The following is a 20,659-nucleotide window of genomic DNA, read 5'->3' as shown; positions in this document are numbered from 1 at the left end:
GCGGTCCGGGCCCCGGCGGCGGGACACGGTACGGGAGGTCCGGCGCAGGAGTTTCAGCGCCCGGTCGTAGTGCTTCGGATTGGGCACGGTGCGGATCTCGCCCGTGCTGTCGGCCAGCACCGCCAGGGACTTCACGCCGAGGTCCACGCCCACGGCGGCTTCGGGGCGGGCGACCCGGACCAGGTCCCGCTTCACCTCCACCTGGAACGAGGCGAACCACCGCCCCCGCTCGTGCCGGACGGTGGCGGACAGGACGCGCGCGGTCCCGGCCTGGAGGCGGGTGAGGAGCTTGGTGGTGGGCTCGTGGGTGCGGATCGTGCCCAGCCTCGGCAGGGTGACGTGCCGCCCGTCCTCGACGCGGATGGTGCCGGTGGTGAACCGGCAGGCCAGGCGTGCCTTCCGCTTCGTCTTGAACCGGGGCGCACCCACCCTCTTGCCGCGCCGCCTGCCGTTCTTCGACTTGGCGTAGTTGTCGAACGCGGCAGCGGCGTTGGCCAGGCCGGTGGAGTATGCCTCCTTGGAGTTCTCCTCCCACCACCCGGCGAACCGCGGATCGGTCTTCTTGGCCTCGTTGAACGCCTTCCGCAGGGCGGGCAGCGACCAGGGCCGCCACGGTGTCAGCTCCGCCTCGGGCACGCCGTAGGTCTCCTCGGCCCTGCGCTGCCACCACGAGGCGGTCACCCAGCCGACAGCCCAGTTATAGGCGGCGCGGGCGGCGCCGCAGTGCGATCGCAGCGCCCGCTCCTGGGCGGCGTTCGGGTCCAGCGCGAACCGGTACGCCTGCACCACGAAGCCCGGCTGCGGCTGGAACTTCTTCACTCGGTCGCCTCGTCGATCTCGAGGGGGCCGGGGTAGAAGCGGTAGCGGTACACGCACTGCTGCGTCCCCGCCTCCTTGGCGCGCTGCTGCACGGGCATCGCGACACGACCCTGATGCTTGCGCCGGTCGGCGATGCCCAGGACATCCCGCTTCACCTGCCGAGGCGCCTCCTCAGATGGCTGCGCCATCGCCCCTCCCTTTGCGCTGTCCGATAGTCGGAACTGCACTCCCGTCCGATCAACGAACGGGTGGGCGGGTGGTTACGGGGGTTCGGAAGTTCTTCGGAGGTGTCGGTGGCGCTGTGTAGAGTGGAGGCCACTCACGCGTGCGAGCGTGTGAACAACGCCGCCTTAGCTCAATCGGTAGAGCGCCGCCCTTGTAAGGCGTAGGTCGTCGGTTCGATTCCGACAGGCGGCTCCACTCATCTTGTGTCCCGGATCACTCTGGTCCGGGACACTTGTGCGTTACGGGGCGTATACGCGCGGCGGTCGATCCCGAGGTGAATCCGGACGGTGATCTGGCGGGGTTCGCGGACGACTTCCTGCGGCCCCGAACCTGTGGAGGGATCGGGACCTTGAGCGTGCTGATGTCAGCGGCCGGCGATGCGGTTGGCCCAGATCGCCACGCGGTTGGTGGTCGCCGTGTGGGTGGTGGTTTCCCGGTGGTCGGCGGCTCGGAAGGCGGCGTACATGGTCTGGACGCCGAGCCAGCGGAGGGGTTCGGGTTCCCATTTGCGGACCTTGTGGTCGACCCAGGGGAGGGTGGTGAGGTCGGTGGGGCCTGCCTGGCCGGAGTCCTGCTGGATGAGGTCGCGGAGGGTGCGGGCGGCGAGGTTGGTGGTGGCGACGCCGGAGCCTACGTAGCCGCCGGCCCAGCCGAGGCCGGTGGAGCGGTCGAGGGTGACGGTGGCGCACCAGTCGCGGGGGACGCCGAGGACACCGGACCAGGCGTGGTCGATGCGGATGCCGGCGAGCTGGGGGAAGAAGCGGATGAGGATGTCGTGGAGGGCTTCGATCGTCTGCTGCTGGGTGCGGCCGTCGTTGTCGGTCTTCGAGGCGTAGCGGTACGGGACGCCTCGGCCGCCGAGGGCGATGCGGCCGTCGGCGGTGCGCTGGGCGTACATGTAGGCGTGGGCCATGTCGCCGAGGGTCTCCAGGCCGTTCCAGCCGATGGACTGCCACTGTGCCTCGGTCAGCGGTTCGGTGGCGATCATGGAGGAGTTCATGGGGAGCCAGGTGCGGCGCTGGCCTGCGAGGGAGGCGGTGAAGCCTTCGGTGCAGCGGAGGATGTAGGGGGCTCGGACGGTGCCGTAGGGGGTGCGGGCGTGTTTCGGTTCGATGGCGGTGACCGGGGTGGATTCGTGGATCGTGACGCCGAGTGCTTCGACGGCGGCGCGGAGGCCGGTGACCAGTTTCGCGGGGTGGAGGCGGGCGCCGTGGGGGGTCCAGGAGGAGCCGACGGCGCCGGCGATCCGGATGCGTTCGGCGGTCTCGCGGGCGCCGTGGATCTCGCGGTCGGTCTCGCCGAAGGCGTGCTCGACGGCGTGGAACTCCTTGAGGCGGGTCAGTTGGGCGGGGGTGAGGGCGACCTCCAGGACGCCGCCGCGGTGCTGGTCGGCGTCGATCTTCTCCGTGTCGAGGACGTCGAGGACCTCGGTGACGGTGGTGTTCATGGCCTGCTGGAGGCGGACGGCGGCGTCGTGGCCGTGCAGTTTCGCGTAGCGGTCGCGGCCGGCGATGCCGTTGTAGAGCCAGCCGCCGTTGCGGCCGGAGGCGCCGTAGCCGCAGAAGCGGGCTTCGAGGACGACGATGTCGAGGAAGGGTACGGCCTTCTTGAGGTAGTAGGCGGTCCACAGGCCGGTGTAGCCGCCGCCGACGATGCAGACGTCGGCGGTGCGGTCGCCGGGCAGGGGTTCGCGGGGGTTGGGCAGGCCCTCCTGCGCGAACCAGAAGGAGATGCCGCCGTTGACCGTGCCCGTGCTGCCCGTGCTGCTGTTCATTCCTGTTCCTCTTCCCGGTGCGTGGCGGGAGGGTATCGGGGGGCTCGGGGGCGGGGAAGTGCGGGGCTTCTGTAGGGTCGTCGGGTGATTCACGTGCCTCGCGAGCTCGTTCTGTCCCAGGTGAAGTACAACGGTGCGGCGGGGCGGGCGTTTTCCCCCAGAGGGGGTACCCCCAGCTCTGCCCGGGCGGGCCGAGGAGTTCCTCGGGCGGTGGGGGCTGCGGCTTGCCGGGGCCTCGATGCATGGTGCGGCGTCCTTGGTGCTGCCGATCGAGCGGGCGGACGGTACGCCGGCGGTGCTCAAGTTGCAGCTTCTCGACGAGGAGACCGAGGGGGAGGCGGCCGCGCTGCGGGCGTGGGGCGGGGACGGGGTCGTACGGCTTCTGGAGCATGATCCGGGGACCGGGACGCTTCTGCTCGAACGGGCGGACCCCGCACGGCACTTGTCGCGGTTGGGGGACGAGAGGGAGGCCGTGCGGGTGCTGGCCGGGTTGCTCGCCCGGTTGTCCGCCTGTCGGGCCTGCCAGGCTGCGGGACCTTGGCGGTGTCGCCGCGCGGTTGCTCGCGCGGGTTCCCGGTGCGGTGGCGCGGCTCGGGGTGGAGGAGGGGGCGCTGCTCGCGGACTGTGCCGCCGCCGTGCGGGAGGTGGCGGGGGAGTCCGGCGACCGGCTGCTGCACTGGGATCTGCACTACGACAACGTGCTGGGGGCGGAGCGTGAGCCGTGGCTGGTGATCGATCCCAAGCCTCTGGTGGGTGATCCGGGGTTCGAGCTGTTTCCTGCCCTCGTCAACCGGTGGAATCCGGATCCGGTCGAGATCCGGTGGCGGTTCGATCTGCTCACCGAGCGGCTCGGGCTCGACCGGGGGCGGGCGGTGGCGTGGACGCTGGGGCGGGTGCTGCAGAACGGGGTGTGGGGGGTCGAGGAGGGGGCGTCCGCTCTTGATGCCGGGCAGGTCGTGGTCGCGCAAGTGTTGCTGGCAGGCTGATGTCCATGATCCGTACTGCCACTCCGGCCGATGTGCCTGTCATCCATGCCCTGATCCGTGACCTCGCGGAGTACGAGAAGGCCCTCGACGAGGTCCGGGCGACTCCTGAGCAGCTGCGTGAGGCGTTGTTCGGTGAGCGGCCCGCCGCTTTCGCGCACGTCGCGGAGAGCGAGGGCGGGGAGGTCGTCGGGTTCGCGCTGTGGTTCTTGAACTTCTCCACCTGGCGTGGGGTGCACGGCATTTATCTGGAGGATCTGTACGTCCGCCCGGAGGCGCGGGGTAGCGGGCATGGCAAGGCGTTGCTGACCGAGTTGGCGCGGATCTGTGTGGAGCGGGGGTATGAGCGGCTTGAGTGGTCGGTGCTGAACTGGAATCGGCCGTCGATCGAGTTCTACGAGTCGCTGGGTGCCCGTCCGCAGGACGAGTGGTCGGTGTACCGGTTGACGGACGGGGCCCTGGCGGCGCTGGGGGCGCGGGGTGGGAATGCGGTTGTACTGGCAGGTCTCGGCCGCGCTGCCGCCCGGCAGGCCGGTGCCGTCGCTGATCCGGGCGTCGGAGCTGCCGGAAGCCGTTCTGGCTTCGTAAGTCTCGGGAAAGCGGTACGGACCGACGGGCCGTCGGCCGGAACGCCTGTGGAGCCCGCGTAAGACCGGCTCGGTGTGACCCCTCAGGGTCGTGCCGGTTCGGCGATGGGCGCTGAAGCAGGAAGTGTCACGTGTGTGTGGCGGGGCCAAAAGTCAGGGGCTCTGCCTCTTCACCGGCATCAGGTCAAAAGGTTGCTGCTCTGCCTCGTGCCGAGCCCTCCTCGAAAATCTCACCGTCCTCGACTGCTGACAGATCGGACGGCGTCAAGGTAGCGTCGGGCGGAGTTCACCCTGGTGGACTAGACCCATCCTTCCTTCCACTCGGATCGTCCGGCACGTTCCTGCCGGTGAAGGGACGCATCACTATGGCTTCTGTCACTTTCGACAAGGCGACCCGGATCTACCCCGGCGCCAAGACCCCCTCCGTCGACCAGCTCGACATCGAGATCGGCGACGGCGAGTTCCTCGTCCTCGTCGGGCCCTCGGGCTGCGGCAAGTCGACCTCGCTGCGCATGCTGGCGGGTCTGGAGGACGTCAACGCGGGTGCCATCCGCATCGGTGACCGTGACGTCACGCACCTGCCGCCGAAGGACCGGGACATCGCCATGGTGTTCCAGAACTACGCGCTCTACCCGCACATGACCGTCGCGGACAACATGGGCTTCGCGCTCAAGATCGCCGGGGTCAACAAGAGCGAGATCCGCGCCAAGGTCGAGGAGGCCGCGAAGATCCTCGACCTGACCCAGTACCTGGACCGGAAGCCGAAGGCGCTCTCCGGTGGTCAGCGGCAGCGTGTCGCGATGGGCCGGGCGATCGTGCGTGAGCCGCAGGTCTTCCTCATGGACGAGCCGCTGTCGAACCTCGACGCCAAGCTGCGCGTCTCGACCCGTACGCAGATCGCCGGGCTGCAGCGCCGTCTCGGGATCACGACGGTGTACGTCACCCACGACCAGACCGAGGCCCTCACCATGGGCGACCGGGTCGCCGTGCTGAAGGACGGTCTGCTCCAGCAGGTCGACACCCCGCGCAACATGTACGACAGGCCCGCCAACCTCTTCGTCGCCGGCTTCATCGGCTCCCCCGCCATGAACCTGATCGAGGCCCCGATCGCCGAGGGCGGCGTGCGGTTCGGCAACAGCGTCGTCCCGGTCTCCCGTGACGCGCTGGCCACCGCCGCCGCCAACGGGGACTCCACCGTCGTCGTCGGTGTCCGCCCGGAGCACTTCGACGTGGCGGGGCCGGACAGCGACCAGGGCATCGCCGTGGTGGTCAACGTCGTCGAGGAGCTGGGCTCCGACGGCTTCGTCTACGGCTCCACCCGGGTCGGCGGCGAGGAGAAGGACATCGTGATCCGCGTCGGCGGCCGTGAGATCCCCGCCAAGGGCTCCACCCTGCACGTCGTGCCGCGCGCCGGTGAGCTGCACGTCTTCTCCAAGTCGACGGAGCAGCGCATCAGCGAGTGACCCTGCCCGGGAAGCTTCTCGAAGCAGTGGCGGACGGCCCCGTGTCCCTCGCGGACGCGGGGCCGTTCGTTTAGACGGGCTCACCCCGGAAAACCCCGGCATTCGGGGCCCCCGACGCCGCCCGCGTCAACACGGGATTCGAAAAGCCGCGTCGAACCATCGCTCGCGAGAGTGACTAAATGTCGCCATATCACTACCGGCCGCTACGCTCGCCTGCGTGACGCATACTGCCCGCCGAATCGGCCGCTCCCTCGCCCTCGTCCTGCCCGTCGTCCTGGTCCTGTCGGGAACGCTCGCGGTGTCCGCCGTGCCGTGGGCCGGTCAGGGCTCCGACGGCCAGATGCTTGCCGCCTCCTCCTCGGGTGTCTCCACGCCCGCCAAGTCCCGTGCCCCGCAGGACGTCCTGCGTGACCGGCTCCTCGCCGAGCTGAAGGAGAAGGACCCGGGGATCGCCCTCACCCACCTCCAGCGCGAGGTGGAGAACCGTCCCTCGCTCGCCGAGCACTGCGTGTCGATCGCCCGTGCCCTCGGGCGCGCCGCCGTCGAGCACTACGGTCCCGCCCGGGCCCAGTCCTTCTCCCGTCCGGTCTGCGACACCTCGTACGCGACCGGCGTGATGCGCGGCGCGACGGGCTGAGCGCCGTCACCGCGTCCGGGCCTGCGGGGCGCCTATGGTTCCCCGTATGCACACCACTCCGACGCAGGCCGTGGTCCTGGCGGGCGGCCAGGGCTCGCGGCTGCGCCCCTACACCGATGACCGCCCCAAGCCGATGGTCGAGATCCCGGGTACCGGGACCCCGATCATCGGCCATCAGCTTTCCTGGCTGGCCGCCGAGGGCGTGACCGAGGCCGTCGTCTCCTGTGGGCATCTCGCCGAGGTCCTCCAGGAGTGGCTGGCGTCGGCGGACCTTCCCCTGAAGGTGACCACGGTCGTCGAGACCGAGCCGCTGGGCCGTGGCGGCGGCCTCAAGTACGCGGCCTCGCACCTGCCCGAGCCGGACCGGCCGTGGTACGCCACCAACGGCGACATCTGGACCCGTTTCTCGCTGCGCGAGATGGCCGCCTTCCACGCCGAGCGGGACGCCACCGCCACGCTCGCCCTGGCCCGTCCCCGTATCCCGTGGGGTGCGGTGGAGACCGACACCTTCGGGCACATCACGGACTTCGTCGAGGCGCCGCCGTCGCCGTTCCTCATCAACGCCGGCGTGTACGTCTTCTCCCCCGCCTTCACGAGTGAGCTGCCAGATGTCGGCGACCACGAGCGGACCGCCTTCCCGCGTCTGGCCCGTGAGCGGCGTCTGGCGGGTTTCCCGCTGCCGCAGGGGGCGTACTGGCGGGCCATCGACACCGCCAAGGACCTGACGGAGGCGGCGAAGGAGCTGGCCGCGCAGGGCCTCTGACGGAGACCCCGTACGTACGAGAAAGGCGGCACCGCCCCTGGCAGGGGCGGTGCCGCCTTTCTCGTACGTACGCCGGTGGTCAGCCCAGCAGGCCGCCGATCGGGTTCCTGGGGGCGTCGCCGCCGCTCGTGGGGGCTTCCTCGGTCGGGGGCTGCTCGGGGGTCGAGCTGGTGGTGGAGCCGCCGGTGGTGGAGCCTCCGGTGGTGGAGCTGCTCGGGCTGTCGCTGGTGGAGGGGGGCGGGGCGGGCTGGGACTGGGTGGGGGTACGGCTGCTGGTGCCGCTGCTGCCGCCGGTGCCGTCCGTGGCGGTGGGGCGCTGCTCCTGGGTGGGGGACGAGTCGGCGGTGCGGCCGCTGGTCGTCTCCGTGGGGCGGGTCGCCTCCTGGGTCTCCTCGGTCTCCCTGCGTGCCTCGGTGGTCGTCGACGCCGAGGGCTCGGGCCGCTCCTCGTGGGGGGTCTCCGAGGGGGTGCCGCGGCGCTCGGGTTCGGTCGGCAGGGGCTGGCCGGGGAGGTGGTTGACGGGGTCGTCGTGGGGGCCGGGGACGGTCACCATCTCGGTGGAGCGGACGGCGCCGCCGAGGACCGAGCCGATGAGGAGGGTGAGGCCGACGATCACGGCGGCGTAGAGGGTGGAGCGGCGCAGGACGCGGCGGCGCAGTTCCCACAGTTCGGCGCGGGGGCCGAGGGTGCGCCAGGCTTCGCCGGCGAGGCGTCCGTCGAGGGAGTAGACGGGGGCGCCGGCGATGATCAGGGGGGACCAGGCGGCGAGGTAGATGATGTCGGGTGCGTCGTAGACGGGGACGGTCCGCCAGCTGACGGTGAGGATGAGCGCGGCCGACAGGAGTGCGCCGATGACGGCGGCGACCCGCTGCCAGAGGCCGAGGACGGTGAGGACGCCGACGACGACCTGGAGGAAGGCGACGGTGAGTCCGGCGCCGACGGGGTGCTGGAGGGCGAAGTCCCGGAGGGGTTCGGCGAGGGGCCAGGGATGGAGCTGGGTGAGCCACTTGACCATGGAGCCGCGCTCGCCGCCGTCGAAGTAGACGGGGTCGCAGAGCTTGCCCATGCCGGCGTAGATGGAGATGAAGCCGAGGAAGACGCGGAGCGGGAGGAGGACCACTCCGAGGTTCATCCGCCGGCCGGGGTAGTAGGCGTGGCGGACCCCCGCCGCGGAAGCGGCCGATGTCTCCGTGGGGGCGGGGCGGGGTTCCTCGTACGAGGTCGGCTCGGGCCGCATCTCGTACACGTCGTCGTAGGCGCCCTCGGCGCGTCGCATGGGCGGCAGGATGGGTGCGGCGCCCGCGGGGACGATGGGGGTGGGCATCGTGTCGTCGATGCGGGGGATGGCCTGGGTGGTCGGCTCCAGGGTGGAGACCGCGCCGGCCGGGGCCGTGGAGGTCTCCCGTACGGCCTGGAGGAGGCCGGTGGCGCCCGGGGTGGCCTTTCCGGTCCACACGACGGGTCGGCGGCGCGGCGTCCCCGCGCCGCCGGCCGCGCCGGAGAGGGCGGCGACGCGCGGGTTCGCGGCGAACTTCGGCTGTTGGGCCGGCGCGAGCCGCACACGGAAGCTGGCGTGGTTCACGATCACCTGGGCGGGATCGGAGTCCACTTTGACCATGCTCAGCGCGGGCTGATCGTCGAAGCCCGGCCGGGGCGTTCTGGTGTCCACACTCATCTAACCGAGTGACGCGGGGTTAGGACACTGCCTTGACGGGGTCGGAATGTCCGAGGCCCGTCAAGATCACGGCCGGGGGGAGTGACCCGAACGGGTCGCTCCGGTGGTCAGCGCATGCGGCGGCGGGCGGCCTCGTAGAGGACGACGCCCGCGGCGACGCCGGCGTTGAGGGATTCGGCGCCGCCGGGCATGGGGATGCGGACGAGGAAGTCGCAGGTCTCGCCGACGAGGCGGGAGAGGCCCTTGCCCTCGGAGCCGACCACGACGACGACGGGGCCTTCGAGGGCCTCCAGCTCGTGGACCTCGGTGTCGCCGTCGGCGGCGAGGCCGACGACGGTGAGGCCGGCCTTCTGGTACTGCTCCAGGCAGCGGGTGAGGTTGGTGGCGCGGGCGACGGGGGTGCGGGCGGCGGTGCCCGCGGAGGTCTTCCAGGCTCCGGCGGTCATGCCGGCGGCGCGGCGCTCGGGGACGACGACGCCGTGGCCGCCGAAGGCGGAGACGGAGCGGACGACGGCGCCGAGGTTGCGGGGGTCGGTGACGCCGTCGAGGGCGACGATCAGGGGGTCCTCGTGCTCGTCGTAGGCGGCGGCGGCGAGGTCCTCGGGGTGCGCGTACTCGTACGGGGGGACCTGGAGGACGAGGCCCTGGTGGTTGAGGCCGTTGGTCATCCGGTCGAGTTCGGGGCGCGGCGCCTCCATGATGTTGATGTTGCCGCGGCCGGTGGCGAGGTTGAGGGCCTCGCGCACGCGCTCGTCGTTGTCGATGAACTGCTGGACGTAGAGGGTGGTGGCGGGTACGCCGTCGCGCAGGGCCTCGAAGACGGGGTTGCGGCCGACGACCATCTCGGCCTGGCCCTTGCCGCCGCGGCGGGCGACGGGCTTGCGCTTGGCCGCGTTCCGGGCCATCGCGTTGGAGACGCGGTACGCCTTGTGGCCCTTGCGGTCCTCGGCCTTGGGCGTCGGGCCCTTGCCCTCCAGGCCGCGGCGTCGCTTGCCACCGCTGCCGACCGTCGCGCCCTTCTTGTTGGACGTGCGACGTCCCCTGCGCTGGCTGTTCCCGGCCATGACTGCTACCTGTTTCCTCTGACTGCGTGCGTACGGAAGTCTGTGTCTGTAAGTGAAGTGTGCCGCCCGGGGCTCCGGACGGCACATCATCGGGTGTTCTATCGGTTGGCGATGGTCCAGCGGGGGCCGTCGGGGCTGTCCTCGATGGCGAGGCCGGACTGGCCGAGCTGGTCGCGGATGGCGTCGGCGGTGGCCCAGTCCTTGCGTTCGCGGGCGGCCTCGCGCTGCTGGAGGACGAGGCGGACGAGGGTGTCGACGACGCCGTGGAGCTCCTGGCCGCTGCCGGTCTCCTCGGTCCAGTGCGGGTCGAGGGGGTCGAGGCCGAGGACGCCGAGCATGGCGCGGACCTCGGCGAGGCGGGCGACGGCCTCGTCCTTGTCGTCGGCGGCGAGGGCGCTGTTGCCCTGGCGGACGGTGGTGTGGATGATCGCGAGGGCGTGCGGGACGCCGAGGTCGTCGTCCATGGCCTCGGCGAAGGCCGGCGGCACCTCGGCGGCGGGGGCGACGGTCGTCCCGGCCTTCTCGGTGGCGCGCTGGACGAAGCCCTCGATGCGGGCGAAGGCGGCCTCGGCCTCGCGCAGGGACTCCTCGCTGTACTCGATCATGGAGCGGTAGTGCGGGGTGCCCAGGTAGTAGCGCAGGACGATGGGGCGCCAGTTCTTCACCATCTCGGAGACGAGGACGCTGTTGCCGAGCGACTTCGACATCTTCTCGCCGCTCATGGTGACCCAGGCGTTGTGCACCCAGTAGGAGGCGAAGTCGTCGCCGAAGGCCTTGGCCTGGGCGATCTCGTTCTCGTGGTGGGGGAAGACCAGGTCGAGGCCGCCGCCGTGGATGTCGAAGGCGGAGCCGAGGTACTTGTGGGCCATGGCCGAGCACTCCAGGTGCCAGCCGGGGCGGCCGCGGCCCCAGGGGGTCTCCCAGTCGGGCTCGCCGGGCTTGGTCGCCTTCCACATGGCGAAGTCGCGGGGGTCGCGCTTGCCGGAGACGCCCTCGTCGGGCTGGCGGAGGTCGTCGAGGTCCTGGTTGGAGAGCTGGAGGTACTCCGGGAAGGAGCGGACGTCGAAGTAGACGCTGCCGTCGGCCGCGTAGGCGTGGCCGCGCTCGATGAGGCCGCGCATCATCTCGATCATCTCCGGGACGTGGCCGGTGGCGCGGGGCTCGTAGGTCGGCGGGAGGCAGCCGAGGGCCTCGTAGCCGGCGTTGAACGCGCGCTCGTTCTCGTAGCCGATGGACCACCAGGGGCGGTTCTGCTCGCCGCCCTTCGTGATGATCTTGTCGTCGATGTCGGTGACGTTGCGGATGAACGTGACGTCGTAGCCGCGGTAGGCGAACCAGCGGCGCATGATGTCGAAGTTCAGGCCCGAGCGGATGTGGCCGATGTGCGGGGCCGCCTGGACGGTGGCGCCGCACAGGTAGATCGAGACGCAGCCCGGTGTGAGCGGGGTGAAGTCGCGGATCTGCCGGGCGCTGGTGTCGTACAGGCGAATAGTCACGGTCCCAGGGTAGTGGGCGTGCGGTGGTGCCCCGCGACCGGTTTGGGGTCGCGGGGCGGGTTTTCCGCCGGTGCGGGGCGAGTTTCTCGGCGGTGCGGGGCGAGTTTTTCGGCGGTCGCCGCCTCGATCCGGGCGGTCGCTACCTCGGTACGGGGTACACCAGGGCGGTCGCGAGGGCGGCGAGGCCCTCGGCGCGGCCGGTCAGGCCGAGTCCGTCGGTGGTGGTGCCGGAGACGGAGACGGGGGCTCCGGCGGCCTCGCTGAGCGCTTTCTGGGCCTCGTCGCGGCGCTTGCCGATCTTGGGGCGGACGCCGATGACCTGGACGGCGATGTTGCCGATCTCGTACCCCTCGGCGCGGACGAGGCGGGCGGCCTCGGCGAGGAGGGTGGTGCCGGAGGCGCCGGCGTACTCGGGGCGGGAGGTGCCGAAGTGGGCGCCGAGGTCGCCGATGCCGGCGGCGGAGAAGAGGGCGTCGCAGGCGGCGTGGGCGGCGACGTCGCCGTCGGAGTGGCCGGCGAGTCCGTACCGCTCGTCCTCCCAGAGGAGGCCGGCGCACCACAGTGCGCGGCCCTCCTCGAAGGCGTGGACGTCGGTGCCGATGCCGGTGCGCGGCAGTAGCGGCTGGTCAGAAGCCATCGTTGGCCCTCCTGCGGGCGAGTACGGCCTCGGCGAGGACGAGGTCGAGGGGGCGGGTCACCTTGAAGGCCTCTTCGTGGCCGGGGACGACGACGACGGGGGCGCCGAGCTGCTCGACCATGCCGGCGTCGTCGGTGGCGCCCTCGCCTGCGAGGGCGACGGTGGCGTGGGCGTCGACGAGGGTGGCGCGGTCGAAGCCCTGGGGGGTCTGGACGGCGCGGAGGCGGGCCCGGACGGGGGTGGCGACGACCTGTTCGGGGTCGCCGGGCTTCTCGGCCGGTTCGACCTCCTTGACGGTGTCGGCGACGGGCAGGGCGGGGACGACCGCGACGGCGCCGTCGCGGACGGCCTCGACGACGGCGTCGACGGTGTCGACGGGGACGAGGGGGCGGGCGGCGTCGTGGACGAGGACGGTGGTGACGTCCTCGGGGACCGCGGCGAGGCCGAGGCGGACGGACTCCTGGCGGGTGGCGCCGCCGGCGACGACCCGGTAGTCGGTCCGCTCGGGGAGGGCGTGGTCGTCGAGGAGGTGTTTGACCTCGGCGACGCCGTCGGCGGGGGCGACCACGACGACGAGCGAGACCGCGCGGGAGGCGGCCATCGCGCGGACGGCGTGGATGAGCATGGGGGTGCCGTTCAGCGCGCGCAGCGCTTTGGGGGCGCCCGGGCCGAGGCGTACGCCCCGTCCGGCCGCCGGGATCACCACGGCGGTACGAGGAGGACGCGCTTCGTCAGACATCGGTTGCACTCCGGCAGGTTTGTTTCCGCGGGCGACGTGGGTATGGCGTCAGCAGGCTTGATGCGACGCCTCGACCGGGCCCTTTCCGTGACGACGGTCGAGGCGTCGCCATGCGAGAGACCCCTCGGGTGAGGGAAGCGTCCCCCGGGCGGGGGAAGCGTGGGGAAAGGGGAGACGAACATGCCGCAGTGCCCGGCGACGGCACTGCGGAATCGGTGGGGATTCACAGTACGTCGGCGGGCACCGCGGCATTGCTGCTGCCAGGCGCATCACTGCTGAGCAGATCACTGCTGGGCAGGGTGTGCGCCAGGCGTCAGGACGCGAGCACCTCGTCGAGGAGGGCCTCGGCCTTGTCCTCGTTCGTGTTCTCGGCGAGCGCCAGCTCGCTCACCAGGATCTGCCGGGCCTTGGCGAGCATGCGCTTCTCACCTGCGGAGAGACCGCGCTCGCGCTCGCGGCGCCACAGGTCGCGGACCACTTCGGCGACCTTGATGACATCGCCGGAGGCGAGCTTCTCGAGGTTCGCCTTGTAGCGGCGGGACCAGTTCGTCGGCTCCTCGGCGTACGGCGCGCGCAGCACCTCGAAGACCCGGTCCAGCCCGTCCTGCCCGACAACGTCGCGCACGCCTACGAACTCCGCGTTGTCCGCCGGCACGCGAACCGTCAGGTCGCCCTGCGCGACCTTGAGCACCAAGTAGGTCTTGTCCACGCCTTTGATCTGACGAGTTTCGATGGCCTCGATCAGCGCGGCCCCGTGATGGGGATAGACCACGGTGTCGCCAACCTTGAACGTCATGTGACAGGTACCCCTTCCGTGGCTATCCAGGGTAACACGGAAACGGCTTCTTCTGAATGGCGTTTCCGCAGGTCAGGGCATATCTCGGGGCTTGACAAGTGCGTCGCCCGCATGCTGCGGAGGGCTTCCGGAGGGCGGTATTCGCAGGTCGGAGCAGCTGTGTCGACGGAGAGAAACACGCACGTCACACACATCCGGGAGCCACTAGAGTGGGCGGTTTGCCCTGGTTCATCCGGCCAGGAGTGGTCCTCTTCACGTACTCCGTTCGAGGATCGGCCACCCGTACGGAGGGATCGCGCCGAGAATCCGGAATTGATCAGTGGAGGCCCCCTTGGTGCTTTTCCGTAAGGGAAGGCGTGCGGAATGCGACGCGACCGCCGGAATTGATCACGTCGGTTATGTGAACACCGGGCCAATGGGATGTGATCCGGCCACCGGGCGGGCCCGGGCGGGAAGCCTCCCCCGGACCCGTACGCGAACCCGTACACGAACCCGTACGCGGACTCTTCCGGTGGGCCGCCCGCACGTCGACGGGGCGCTAAGGGGCGGGTCGGGTGCGGGGCGGAGAGGACGGCTCGGTAACCTAAGCCCGCTGACGCACCTTTAGCTGGTCCTTAGTTCCTTCGCCCGTTCCGTACGTCCAAGGAGTTGCCGCCGCCGTGAGCCGCAGCCTTCGACGCGGCGCCCTCGCCGCCACCGCCATCGTGTTCTCGATCGCCGCGCTGTCCGCCTGTGGCGCGGGCAACGACGCCCAGACGCTCGGTGTCCGCCCGGACAACGCCGCCGTCACGGTGGACGACGTCAAGGTCCAGAACGCGCTCGTCATCACCCAGCCGACCCCCGGCGCCAAGGGCCCGGCCGTCGTCTCGGCCACCGTCTTCAACAACGGCACCTCGCAGCAGACGCTGGAGTCGATCACCCTGCCCGGCAGCGACGCGAAGGTCGTCCTCAAGGCCGCGGAGGGCACCGGCCCGGTCGTCGTCCCCGCCGGCGGCTCCGTCGTCATCGGCGGCGCCGGCAACGCCTCCGCCACCATCGAGAACGGCCACGAGGCCGCGAAGAACGGTGACGCGCAGGAGGTCGTCTTCAAGCTCAGCAAGACCGGCGACGTCGCGCTCCAGGCCTTCGTCGTCCCGTCGAAGGGCTACTTCAAGGAGTTCGGCCCGACCGAGATCCCCCTCCCGCCGTCCGCCACCCCGACCGCCACGGCCTCGGCCGAGGCCGGCGAGCACGGCTCCGAGCACGGTGCCGAGGGCGCCGAGCACGGCGGCGACGCCGGCCCGACGGCCGGCCACTGAGCCTCCAGGCACGTACGCCGGAAGGGGCGCCCCCCTGAGGGGGGCGCCCCTTCCGGCGTACGCAGTGCGCTCTACGGCTCGAACTTGTAGCCCAGGCCCCGGACCGTCACCAGGTAGCGGGGGGCGCCCGGGTCCGGTTCGATCTTGGCGCGGAGGCGCTTGACGTGGACGTCGAGGGTCTTGGTGTCGCCGACGTAGTCGGCGCCCCAGACGCGGTCGATGAGCTGCATGCGGGTGAGGACGCGGCCCGCGTTGCGCAGCAGCATCTCCAGGAGGTCGAACTCCTTCAGCGGGAGGTCGATCTTGCCGCCGCCGACCGTCACCACGTGCCGGTCGACGTCCATGCGGACCGGGCCGGCCTCCAGGGCCGCCGGGGTGACCTCCTCCGGCTCGCCGCGCCGGCGGAGCACCGCGCGGATGCGGGCGACCAGCTCGCGCGAGGAGAAGGGCTTCGTCACGTAGTCGTCGGCTCCTATTTCGAGGCCGACGACCTTGTCGATCTCGCTGTCCTTCGCGGTCACCATGATGACCGGGACGTTGGAGCGGCCCCGCAGCTGCCGGCAGACCTCCGTGCCGGGCAGGCCGGGCAGCATCAGGTCGAGGAGGACCAGATCCGCTCCGTTGCGCTCGAACTCGTCGAGGCCGTCGGGGCCGGTCGCCGCCACGGCGACCTCGAAGCCCTCCTTGCGGAGCATGTACGACAGGGCGTCGCTGAAGGATTCCTCATCCTCGACGACAAGGACTCGGGTCACGGAAGGACCTCCGGTGCGGGGAGCGGTTCGGTCATGAGATCGGGGGTGAGGGAGGCGGTGGTCCGGCGGTCCCGTGCGGAGCCCGCCTCGGGCAGCCGCAGGGTGAAGGTGGAGCCCTGGCCCTCGGTGCTCCAGACCGTGACCTCCCCGCCGTGCGAGGCGGCCACGTGCTTGACGATCGCGAGCCCGAGGCCCGTACCGCCGGTGGCACGCGAGCGTGCCGGGTCGACGCGGTAGAAGCGCTCGAAGATCCGCTCGCGGTCCTTCTCCGGGATGCCGATGCCCTGGTCGGTCACGGCTATCTCGATGAGGTCCCCGCCGGGGGCCGCCACGCGGCGGGCGGCGATGCCCACGCGGGTCCGGGCCGGGGAGTAGTTGACGGCGTTCTCGACCAGGTTGCCGAGGGCGGCGGCGAGCTGGCCGCGGCTGCCCCAGACGTACAAGTCGGGCGCTCCGCCGGAGGCCATGGTGATCTGCTTGGTGGAGGCCGGGTGCCGCGAGCGGTCGATCGCCTCGGCGACCAGCTCGTCCACCGACACCGGCTCGGAGTCCTCCAGCGGGTCGTCGTTCTGCACCCGCGAGAGGTCGATGAGCTCCTGGACCAGGTTGGTCAGCCGGGTCGCCTCGATCTGCATCCGGCCCGCGAAGCGCATGACCGCCTCGGGGTCGTCCGAGGCGTCCATGACGGCCTCGGAGAGCAGGGAGAGCGCCCCGACGGGGGTCTTCAGCTCGTGGCTCACGTTCGCGACGAAGTCGCGCCGTACCGCTTCGATGCGGCGGGCCTCCGTCAGGTCCTCGACCAGGAGCAGCACGAGCCGCGAGCCCAGCGGGGCCACGCGCGCGGAGACCGCGAGGGCCTCGCCGCGTCCGCCGCCGCGCCGGGGCAGGTCGAGCTCGACCTGCCGTATCTCCCCGTCCCTGCGGGTGTCGCGGGCCATGTTGAGCATCGGCTCCACGGCCAGCTTCCCGCCGCGGACGAGCCCGAGGGCGTACGCCGCCGAGCTGGCCTTCACCACGGAGTCGCTCTCGTCCAGGACGACCGCGGAGGAGCGCAGTACGGAGAGCACGGTGTCGACGCCGGGCGGCAGCACCGCGTCGGTGTGCAGGGAGGTGCGGGTGGGTCGCGCCTGGTCGCGTTCGCTCCAGCGGAACGCCAGCATGGCGATCACGCCGGTGCACACCCCGGCGATCGCGGCCAATGCGGCGACCGCCGCGTTCACGTCCATGCCATCCAGGTTATGCGGGGCCGCGGACACTCTCCCAGCCGTCCGAGTGGCTGCTCGAACAGTCGTCGCTCAGAGTTCACCCTGGGGACGGAGGTGGTTCATTTGCCCGGGGAGGGGCAGGGGCTCAGGTCGCCCAGAGTTCACCTGGAGGCCAGGACCGGTTCACGCGAGGGGATGGAGCCGGACGCACAGGGGCCCGAACGTGGGAGCGTGGGGACACAGTGCGACCCCAGACGAAGAGCACCGCTTTGAGCACCGCTCCGAGAACCGCTTTGAGAGAGGGACATCCATGCGGGACGCGTACCACGAGGAACTTGATTCGATCGGCGAGGGCCTGGTCGAGATGGCCCGCCTGGTCGGGTCGGCGATCGGGCGCGCCACCACGGCGATGCTCGACGCCGACCTGAAGCTCGCGGAGAGCGTGATCGCGGCGGACCAGAAGGTCGACGACCTCCAGCACGACCTGGAGGCGCGGGCGATAGCGCTGCTCGCGCGCCAGCAGCCGGTGGCGACGGACCTGCGGATCGTGGTCACCTCGCTGCGGATGAGCGCCGACCTGGAGCGCTCCGGCGACCTGGCGCAGCACGTGGCCAAGCTGACCCGGCTGCGTTTCCCGGACCGCGCGGTCCCGAACGACCTGCACGCGACCATCCTCCAGATGGGCCAGCTGGCGCAGCGCCTGATGGCGAAGGCCGCCGAGGTCATCATCACCAAGGACGTCGACCTGGCGATGCAGCTGGAGCAGGACGACGACGAGATGGACCTGCTGCACCGGGCGCTCTTCCAGCACCTGATGGACGACCGGTGGAAGCACGGCATCGAGACGGCCGTGGACGTGACGCTGCTCGGCCGGTACTACGAGCGGTTCGCCGACCACGCGGTGTCGGTGGCGAAGCGGGTCGTCTACCTGGTGACGGGCGAGCACGCGGACGAGCTCCAGCCGACGGACACGCCGGTCGAGGGCGTGTAGGGGCGCCGGCCCGCCGGCGTGAGGGGGGCGCACAGGCGCACGGGGCTTCCGTGCGCCGTTGATGCGCCGGTGCGGAGGGGCATGGAATGGGGGACGAGGGACGAACCGCGTCCCGCGAGGGAGGGACCCCCATGGCCGATTCCCCCATCACGACCGACCCCTCGGCGGAGGCCCCGCGCGAGCGGACGCACCTGCCCGTCCTCGGCGCCTGCGGCTGCGGCTCGGGCTGCGGCTGCGGCTGCCAGTCGGGCGCGCCGTGCCAGTGCGGCGGCTGCTCGGGCTGACGTACGGGACGTGCGGAGGGGGAAGGGGGAGGGGCCCGGGGGCAGCCCCCTCCCCCTCTCACAGCCTCCTCCGCCTCCCACAGGTCGAGGACGCTCTCACAGATCGAGGACGCCGACGGTCTGCCCGCCGCTCTCCTCCCCGGTGGTACGGAATCCGAGCCGGCGGTAGAAGGCGCCGGGTCCGTCCTCGCCGGGCTCCCAGGTCACGTACATCCGCGTGGCCCCGCGCCGGCGCAGCTCCTCGGCGACGGCCTCGACGGCGAAGCGCCCGTATCCGGCGCCCTGGACGTCGGCGGAGATGTTCAGCCGCCACAGTCCACTGCGCCGGTCGGTGGGATCCTCTTCCTCCCCCTCGCCCCAGGCGATGTCGAGGAAGGCCATCACGAAGCCGACGAGCCGGTCGCCGTCGAAGACCAGCCGGGGCCAGGCAATCTCCCCGTACGCGTACGCCTCGGCCAGCGAGGTCGCGACGGGCTCGACGTTCTTCTCCTGATGGGGGTGGACGCGCAGGGCGAGGGCGGCGTCGACGGTGGCGGGGGTGACCGGCTCCAGGCGCGGTGATCGTGTCATGCGCAGGACGGTAGGCGACGAGACCGGAGCCGCGCCCCCGAAAAAGAGCCGCCCGGGTACGCCTCCGATCCCCGATCCCCCGATCCACCTCGGATTACCGCCGGTCACCCCCTGGGCATCGCGGCCTCCGCCCGACAGAATTGCCGCCATGCCCTCCGCGCGAGCGATCCTCCTGACAGCGGCGGCGGCCGGCACCGCCGCGCTGCTGCTCACGGGCTGCTCGGTGCCGCCGGCCGGTCTCACGGGCGTGTCGGTGGCGGAGGACGGCACCCCGCTCGGGATCCTCCTGATGTGCCACGACCACGTGGACGGGGCCGTGCTCCACCCGGACGGCCTCCCGCCGGAGTCCCGGGAGGTCACCGGTGAGTGGCGGCACGACGGCCCGGTCACCGGCTTCACCACCTGGCCCCTGCTGCCGACCGCGAGCGCACCGGCCGCCGAGCGGTGGACGGCGGAGCAGGAGGCGACCCGCCTGGAGAAGGGCCGGACGTACCGGCTGTACGGCGGGACCGAGGACAACTCGTGGTCGACGGTGGCCGTCAGCTTCACCCCCGAGGACCTGGCCCGCCTGAAGCCGGGCCAGGTGCGCTACACGATGGGCGACGAGACCCGGACGACCTCCCTGGACGACTTCCGCGACCGAGCCTGCGACGAGGCCGAGGGCGGCCCGGAGGAGCACTGAACCCGCCGGTTCCACGGCCGGGCGCCCGTATCATGCGGGGCCGTACTTATGGGGCCGTACTTATGGGGGGTGTCGTGAAGCGACGATGGAGATTGACGCTGATCCTCAGCGTTCCCGCGCTCGGGTTCTCGGGGCTCGCCGTCGCGGCGTTCGTGGCCTTCGTGGCCGACGGCTCGACGGCCGAGTTCTGGTTCCCCACGAAGAACGGCGACAGCATGGTGACGGCCTGGGGCGCGTCCGTCGGCTACGCCCTCATAGCGGCCGTCTGCTTCGCGATCGCGTGGTCCATGGCGAAGAGCACCGCCCAGACCGTCCCGCCCGCCGGCGAGGACCCACCCGCCGACGCCCACTGACCTACGAAAGCAGGGCTCCCGCCCGCGACTTCGCCGCGAGCGGGAGCCCTGTCCACGCGCGCGTGGGGCTACTTCTTCTTGCCCTGGTTCTTGACCGCCTCGATGGCGGCTGCGGCGGCCTCCGGGTCGAGGTAGGTGCCGCCGGGGTTGAGGGGCTTGAAGTCGGCGTCCAGCTCGTAGGAGAGCGGGATGCCCGTGGGGATGTTGAGGCCCGCGATGTCGGCGTCGGAGATGCCGTCGAGGTGCTTCACCAGGGCGCGGAGGCTGTTGCCGTGGGCGGCGACGAGGACCGTGCGGCCGGCGAGGAGGTCCGGGACGATGCCGTCGTACCAGTACGGGAGCATCCGCTCGACGACGTCCTTGAGGCACTCGGTCTGCGGGCGCAGCTCCGGCGGGATCGTCGCGTAACGGGCGTCGTGGGCCTGGGAGTACTCGCTGTCGTCGGCGAGGGCCGGCGGCGGGGTGTCGTACGAGCGGCGCCACAGCATGAACTGCTCCTCGCCGAACTCGGCGAGGGTCTGCGCCTTGTCCTTGCCCTGGAGGGCGCCGTAGTGGCGCTCGTTCAGGCGCCAGGAGCGGTGGACCGGGATCCAGTGGCGGTCGGCGGCCTCCAGCGCGAGCTGGGCGGTGCGGATGGCGCGCTTCTGGAGGGAGGTGTGCAGGACGTCGGGGAGCAGACCGGCGTCCTTGAGCAGCTCACCGCCGCGCGTCGCCTCCTTCTCGCCCTTCGGGGTGAGGTTCACGTCCACCCAGCCGGTGAACAGATTCTTCTCGTTCCATTCGCTCTCGCCGTGGCGGAGGAGGATCAGCTTGTACGGTGCGTCGGCCATGCGTACGAGCCTAATGGACCGCTGACGATTGACGCG

21 protein-coding genes, 1 tRNA gene and 2 pseudogenes are annotated in these 20,659 nt (G+C 71.3%); 11 read left to right on the top strand and 13 right to left on the bottom strand.

Annotated elements, in window-relative coordinates; translation table 11 throughout:
- Positions 1-819 (bottom strand): transposase (locus QK442_RS28245; protein WP_282696901.1); only part of this gene is annotated, 819 nt, incomplete at its 3' end.
- Positions 816-1,007, bottom strand: a complete 192-nt coding sequence (locus QK442_RS28240) for a hypothetical protein (protein WP_282696900.1) — start codon at positions 1,005-1,007, stop codon at positions 816-818. The genes QK442_RS28245 and QK442_RS28240, both read right to left, overlap by 4 nt.
- A gap of 156 nt (positions 1,008-1,163) precedes the next feature.
- On the opposite strand from QK442_RS28240, the gene QK442_RS28235 reads away from it, so the two are divergent.
- A tRNA-Thr gene (locus QK442_RS28235) sits at positions 1,164-1,239 on the top strand.
- A 169-nt stretch (positions 1,240-1,408) separates the two neighbouring features.
- Here the strand turns inward: QK442_RS28235 and QK442_RS28230 are convergent.
- The gene (locus QK442_RS28230) at positions 1,409-2,818 is read right to left on the bottom strand and encodes an FAD-binding oxidoreductase (RefSeq protein ID WP_282696899.1); all 1,410 of its coding nucleotides are present in this window, start codon (positions 2,816-2,818) and stop codon (positions 1,409-1,411) included.
- 84 nt (positions 2,819-2,902) lie between these two features.
- Between QK442_RS28230 and QK442_RS28225 the strand changes: the two are divergent.
- The 5 genes and pseudogenes from QK442_RS28225 to QK442_RS28205 all read left to right on the top strand — a co-directional run bounded on the left by QK442_RS28225 (position 2,903) and on the right by QK442_RS28205 (position 7,251).
- A pseudogene (locus QK442_RS28225) lies at positions 2,903-3,804 on the top strand (aminoglycoside phosphotransferase family protein).
- 5 nt (positions 3,805-3,809) lie between these two features.
- Positions 3,810-4,280: pseudogene (locus QK442_RS28220) on the top strand (GNAT family N-acetyltransferase); the annotation flags it as partial.
- Positions 4,281-4,753: 473 nt separating this feature from the next.
- Positions 4,754-5,851, top strand: coding sequence for a sn-glycerol-3-phosphate ABC transporter ATP-binding protein UgpC (ugpC, locus tag QK442_RS28215; RefSeq protein ID WP_282696898.1), 1,098 nt, complete (start codon positions 4,754-4,756; stop codon positions 5,849-5,851).
- Between the two features lie 217 nt (positions 5,852-6,068).
- Positions 6,069-6,488 carry a hypothetical protein gene (locus QK442_RS28210; RefSeq protein WP_282696897.1) on the top strand — a complete coding sequence of 140 codons (420 nt, stop codon included), beginning with the start codon at positions 6,069-6,071 and terminating at the stop codon, positions 6,486-6,488.
- Between the two features lie 46 nt (positions 6,489-6,534).
- Positions 6,535-7,251 (top strand): nucleotidyltransferase family protein, encoded by a 717-nt coding sequence (locus QK442_RS28205; RefSeq protein ID WP_282696896.1) that lies wholly within the window; start codon positions 6,535-6,537, stop codon positions 7,249-7,251.
- Positions 7,252-7,330: 79 nt separating this feature from the next.
- On the opposite strand, the gene QK442_RS28200 is transcribed toward QK442_RS28205, so the two are convergent.
- The 6 genes from QK442_RS28200 to QK442_RS28175 all read right to left on the bottom strand — a co-directional run bounded on the left by QK442_RS28200 (position 7,331) and on the right by QK442_RS28175 (position 13,658).
- A complete protein-coding gene (locus tag QK442_RS28200) occupies positions 7,331-8,926 on the bottom strand; it encodes a DoxX family membrane protein (RefSeq protein ID WP_282696895.1) in 1,596 nt (531 codons plus the stop codon).
- 107 nt (positions 8,927-9,033) lie between these two features.
- On the bottom strand, positions 9,034-9,990 hold the full coding sequence (gene rlmB / locus QK442_RS28195; RefSeq protein ID WP_282696894.1) for a 23S rRNA (guanosine(2251)-2'-O)-methyltransferase RlmB: 957 nt from the start codon (positions 9,988-9,990) through the stop codon (positions 9,034-9,036).
- Between the two features lie 98 nt (positions 9,991-10,088).
- Positions 10,089-11,486, bottom strand: a complete 1,398-nt coding sequence (gene cysS / locus QK442_RS28190; protein WP_282696893.1) for a cysteine--tRNA ligase — start codon at positions 11,484-11,486, stop codon at positions 10,089-10,091.
- Between the two features lie 139 nt (positions 11,487-11,625).
- Complete coding sequence (gene ispF, locus QK442_RS28185) at positions 11,626-12,123, bottom strand: 2-C-methyl-D-erythritol 2,4-cyclodiphosphate synthase (RefSeq protein ID WP_282696892.1); 498 nt, start codon at positions 12,121-12,123, stop codon at positions 11,626-11,628.
- Entirely contained in the window at positions 12,113-12,862 is a 750-nt protein-coding gene (gene ispD / locus QK442_RS28180) for a 2-C-methyl-D-erythritol 4-phosphate cytidylyltransferase (protein WP_282696891.1), read from the bottom strand. Before ispD ends, ispF begins: the two co-directional genes overlap by 11 nt.
- Positions 12,863-13,175: 313 nt before the next feature.
- Positions 13,176-13,658 (bottom strand): CarD family transcriptional regulator, encoded by a 483-nt coding sequence (locus tag QK442_RS28175; RefSeq protein ID WP_003953493.1) that lies wholly within the window; start codon positions 13,656-13,658, stop codon positions 13,176-13,178.
- A 659-nt stretch (positions 13,659-14,317) separates the two neighbouring features.
- On the opposite strand from QK442_RS28175, the gene QK442_RS28170 reads away from it, so the two are divergent.
- Positions 14,318-14,956 (top strand): DUF461 domain-containing protein, encoded by a 639-nt coding sequence (locus QK442_RS28170; RefSeq protein ID WP_282696890.1) that lies wholly within the window; start codon positions 14,318-14,320, stop codon positions 14,954-14,956.
- A gap of 71 nt (positions 14,957-15,027) precedes the next feature.
- Here the strand turns inward: QK442_RS28170 and QK442_RS28165 are convergent, their stop codons facing one another.
- Complete coding sequence (locus tag QK442_RS28165) at positions 15,028-15,708, bottom strand: response regulator transcription factor (protein ID WP_043226173.1); 681 nt, start codon at positions 15,706-15,708, stop codon at positions 15,028-15,030.
- Positions 15,705-16,934: an ATP-binding protein gene (locus QK442_RS28160; RefSeq protein WP_282696889.1), complete on the bottom strand. Its 1,230-nt coding sequence runs from the start codon at positions 16,932-16,934 to the stop codon at positions 15,705-15,707. The genes QK442_RS28165 and QK442_RS28160 overlap by 4 nt, the downstream gene beginning before the upstream one ends.
- A gap of 289 nt (positions 16,935-17,223) precedes the next feature.
- Between QK442_RS28160 and phoU the strand changes: the two genes are divergently transcribed.
- Positions 17,224-17,904: a phosphate signaling complex protein PhoU gene (gene phoU / locus QK442_RS28155; protein WP_282696888.1), complete on the top strand. Its 681-nt coding sequence runs from the start codon at positions 17,224-17,226 to the stop codon at positions 17,902-17,904.
- A 131-nt stretch (positions 17,905-18,035) separates the two neighbouring features.
- A complete protein-coding gene (locus tag QK442_RS28150; protein WP_282696887.1) occupies positions 18,036-18,188 on the top strand; it encodes a hypothetical protein in 153 nt (50 codons plus the stop codon).
- A 96-nt stretch (positions 18,189-18,284) separates the two neighbouring features.
- On the opposite strand, the gene QK442_RS28145 is transcribed toward QK442_RS28150, so the two are convergent.
- Positions 18,285-18,758, bottom strand: coding sequence for a GNAT family N-acetyltransferase (locus QK442_RS28145; RefSeq protein WP_282696886.1), 474 nt, complete (start codon positions 18,756-18,758; stop codon positions 18,285-18,287).
- Positions 18,759-18,906: 148 nt separating this feature from the next.
- Here QK442_RS28145 and QK442_RS28140 point away from each other — a divergent pair, with 148 nt between their 5' ends.
- The gene (locus QK442_RS28140) at positions 18,907-19,440 is read left to right on the top strand and encodes a hypothetical protein (RefSeq protein ID WP_282696885.1); all 534 of its coding nucleotides are present in this window, start codon (positions 18,907-18,909) and stop codon (positions 19,438-19,440) included.
- A 92-nt stretch (positions 19,441-19,532) separates the two neighbouring features.
- Positions 19,533-19,793, top strand: a complete 261-nt coding sequence (locus QK442_RS28135) for a hypothetical protein (protein ID WP_282696884.1) — start codon at positions 19,533-19,535, stop codon at positions 19,791-19,793.
- Between the two features lie 68 nt (positions 19,794-19,861).
- Here the strand turns inward: QK442_RS28135 and QK442_RS28130 are convergent, their stop codons facing one another.
- Positions 19,862-20,623, bottom strand: a complete 762-nt coding sequence (locus tag QK442_RS28130) for a phosphoglyceromutase (RefSeq protein ID WP_282696883.1) — start codon at positions 20,621-20,623, stop codon at positions 19,862-19,864.
- Between the last annotated feature and the right edge of the window lie 36 nt (positions 20,624-20,659).

The organism is Streptomyces sp. CC208A, from assembly GCF_030010625.1.
Lineage (GTDB): Bacteria > Actinomycetota > Actinomycetes > Streptomycetales > Streptomycetaceae > Streptomyces.
This window is presented reverse-complemented; position numbering and strand designations above follow the sequence as displayed.

Coding starts and splice junctions, on each gene's coding strand:
- QK442_RS28230 (WP_282696899.1), bottom strand. CDS start 2,818: ATGAACAGCAGCACGGGCAGCACGGGCACGGTCAACGGCGGCATCTCC.
- phoU (WP_282696888.1), top strand. CDS start 17,224: ATGCGGGACGCGTACCACGAGGAACTTGATTCGATCGGCGAGGGCCTG.
- QK442_RS28240 (WP_282696900.1), bottom strand. CDS start 1,007: ATGGCGCAGCCATCTGAGGAGGCGCCTCGGCAGGTGAAGCGGGATGTC.
- QK442_RS28200 (WP_282696895.1), bottom strand. CDS start 8,926: ATGAGTGTGGACACCAGAACGCCCCGGCCGGGCTTCGACGATCAGCCC.
- QK442_RS28150 (WP_282696887.1), top strand. CDS start 18,036: ATGGCCGATTCCCCCATCACGACCGACCCCTCGGCGGAGGCCCCGCGC.
- QK442_RS28175 (WP_003953493.1), bottom strand. CDS start 13,658: ATGACGTTCAAGGTTGGCGACACCGTGGTCTATCCCCATCACGGGGCC.
- ispD (WP_282696891.1), bottom strand. CDS start 12,862: ATGTCTGACGAAGCGCGTCCTCCTCGTACCGCCGTGGTGATCCCGGCG.
- QK442_RS28205 (WP_282696896.1), top strand. CDS start 6,535: ATGCACACCACTCCGACGCAGGCCGTGGTCCTGGCGGGCGGCCAGGGC.
- rlmB (WP_282696894.1), bottom strand. CDS start 9,990: ATGGCCGGGAACAGCCAGCGCAGGGGACGTCGCACGTCCAACAAGAAG.
- QK442_RS28160 (WP_282696889.1), bottom strand. CDS start 16,934: ATGGACGTGAACGCGGCGGTCGCCGCATTGGCCGCGATCGCCGGGGTG.
- QK442_RS28140 (WP_282696885.1), top strand. CDS start 18,907: ATGCCCTCCGCGCGAGCGATCCTCCTGACAGCGGCGGCGGCCGGCACC.
- QK442_RS28145 (WP_282696886.1), bottom strand. CDS start 18,758: ATGACACGATCACCGCGCCTGGAGCCGGTCACCCCCGCCACCGTCGAC.
- ugpC (WP_282696898.1), top strand. CDS start 4,754: ATGGCTTCTGTCACTTTCGACAAGGCGACCCGGATCTACCCCGGCGCC.
- ispF (WP_282696892.1), bottom strand. CDS start 12,123: ATGGCTTCTGACCAGCCGCTACTGCCGCGCACCGGCATCGGCACCGAC.
- QK442_RS28130 (WP_282696883.1), bottom strand. CDS start 20,623: ATGGCCGACGCACCGTACAAGCTGATCCTCCTCCGCCACGGCGAGAGC.